The organism is Bartonella sp. CL162QHHD, assembly GCF_042195435.1.
Lineage (GTDB): Bacteria > Pseudomonadota > Alphaproteobacteria > Rhizobiales > Rhizobiaceae > Bartonella.
The window spans coordinates 1-1,796 of the sequence record NZ_JBHIOG010000074.1 but is presented as its reverse complement, the minus strand read 5'-3'; the positions used below and the strand labels follow the sequence as shown (position 1 = coordinate 1,796).

3 protein-coding genes are annotated in these 1,796 nt (G+C 38.0%); 1 reads left to right on the top strand and 2 read right to left on the bottom strand.

What is annotated here, in order from left to right:
- Window positions 1–304: 304 nt before the first annotated feature.
- Window positions 305–931, top strand: a complete 627-nt coding sequence (locus ACFILD_RS08130) for a hypothetical protein (protein ID WP_375658332.1) — start codon at window positions 305–307, stop codon at window positions 929–931.
- Between the two features lie 9 nt (window positions 932–940).
- Here ACFILD_RS08130 and ACFILD_RS08125 read toward each other — a convergent pair whose 3' ends face one another.
- Window positions 941–1,471: a hypothetical protein gene (locus ACFILD_RS08125; protein WP_375658333.1), complete on the bottom strand. Its 531-nt coding sequence runs from the start codon at window positions 1,469–1,471 to the stop codon at window positions 941–943.
- Window positions 1,472–1,486: 15 nt separating this feature from the next.
- On the bottom strand, window positions 1,487–1,796 hold a 310-nt coding region (gene ssb / locus ACFILD_RS08120; RefSeq protein WP_375665029.1), incomplete at its 5' end, for a single-stranded DNA-binding protein.

Here is a 1,796-nt window from a genome sequence, read left to right as displayed (position 1 = left end):
CGTCATCTTATTCGGAACGCCTTTGACACGCCCTTGACCTGCCTTTGGGGGTATACGCTTTTTAATGGGTTGTGGAGCCTGCTGTGTATTTTCTGATGTCATAAAATACGCCCTCCAGATAATAAAAAACCCCGCATTTGCGGGGACTCCAAACTGCACTATCCCTCGTTTAGATACAATACGACCACGTACAGTGCTGTCATTAAATACGATTTGCTACACTTTGTCAACATAAAAATAACACATATTGATACATTTGAAAAGAATCGGTTAAACAGCACTTATGAATAATTAAGGGTTCAAAATGATGAAATCATTATCCATAACACGCATCATAACATTTATAGCTTTCTTTTCTATATCAGCGCTACCTGCATCAGCGTCATTTGGATTTATAGACAAATTGACGCGTATGTTTACAAGTGTAGATACTATAGAGAAGTATAATCAACTTTACAATAAATACGTAAGTGAATCATATATTGGCTCTATGCATTCTGAAAAGGTACGCAAAGCAGAAGAACTTTCACTCAGAAATGGCGGAGAATATTCATTTTTTAACAAGGAAGATATATTGTATCGTCACATATCAGTTGTTGGTTGTGCATCCCTTATGAGTTTATTGCGGGGTGATTATAATAAGGAGATGTCGCAAATGGATCTACCCAATGTAATAAAGCGTTTACGCGATGAATATGATTGGAGTGAAAGCGATTTTATGTGGGCATACGACGTGGTCAATGATAACGAGGATCCAATGATTTATTATGCAAAAAAATTTATGACGGCTATAGATAAGCGTTACGATTTCAGAAAAGAACAAGTAGATAACATAGTATCTCACGTGAAAACAAATGATCATAAATGGTTAAAGGAACTCAGTGAACATTGCGGAAACTTACGAACGATATACTATATAATGCAACCGTAATAGAGCTTGTCATTTACGATCAAAATGTTTCTGAAGCACATTAAGAGCAACGCGCAGTGAATTCACAAGGTGGGGTAGCATTTGATCTTCTATAACGAGGCACTGTAGCGCTGCATAAAGGTTATATTGTCTATAGAGGCATTGGGCTTCTTTTAGTGCCTCTTGCGTGTTTATAAACTGCTCTGTTGCAAATTCTACCCATTTATCTCTTGCCTTATCATCAGATGATGATGGCATTTCGTCATAAATTGCATTAGGCAAGCCTTTTGCACAAAGGTAATTATTCCTTATCTGTAAATACTGTTGCGCGGCGTCATATTGCTCTTGTGTAAGCACGCCTTGTAAACAAAGCCGCCCTATATAAGACCCAGAAAGTGGATTTTTTGCCTCTTGTAGCGTTAAACCGAAGCGTTTTGCACGCATTTCTATTGCCAATTTATCAACGGCTTCACGCAGTGCTTTTGCACGTGATATACGTCCGTTTGGTTCTCTTACCTGCCCTGCTATTTTAGGGCGTCCCCTTTTTTTATTTTTTTTCATAACACCGCCTTTTATTTAATAAGGAACACTGTCATTCATAACGGTATGGGGCGTATCAAGAGGTCTGTAAATGCTTCTGTTATAAGCAGATGACTGATCTTGATTATCATCATTTTTGCCATCTAAAAGCTTTAACTCGCCTTTGTACTGAGGCAATATGACTTCTGTTACATAGCGATCAATACCGTTTTTATCTTGCCATTTACGGGTTTGTAGTCGCCCCTCGATATAAACTTTGCTTCCTTTATTCAGATACTGGAGAGCTATTTTTGCAAGATGTGGATTAAACACCACAATGGAATGCCATTCGGTTTTGTCTATTCTT

What these genes read in the sequence shown, in the direction of transcription:
- ACFILD_RS08130 (WP_375658332.1), top strand. Translation starts at nt 305, where the DNA reads ATGATGAAATCATTATCCATAACACGCATCATAACATTTATAGCTTTC.
- ACFILD_RS08125 (WP_375658333.1), bottom strand. Translation starts at nt 1,471, where the DNA reads ATGAAAAAAAATAAAAAAAGGGGACGCCCTAAAATAGCAGGGCAGGTA.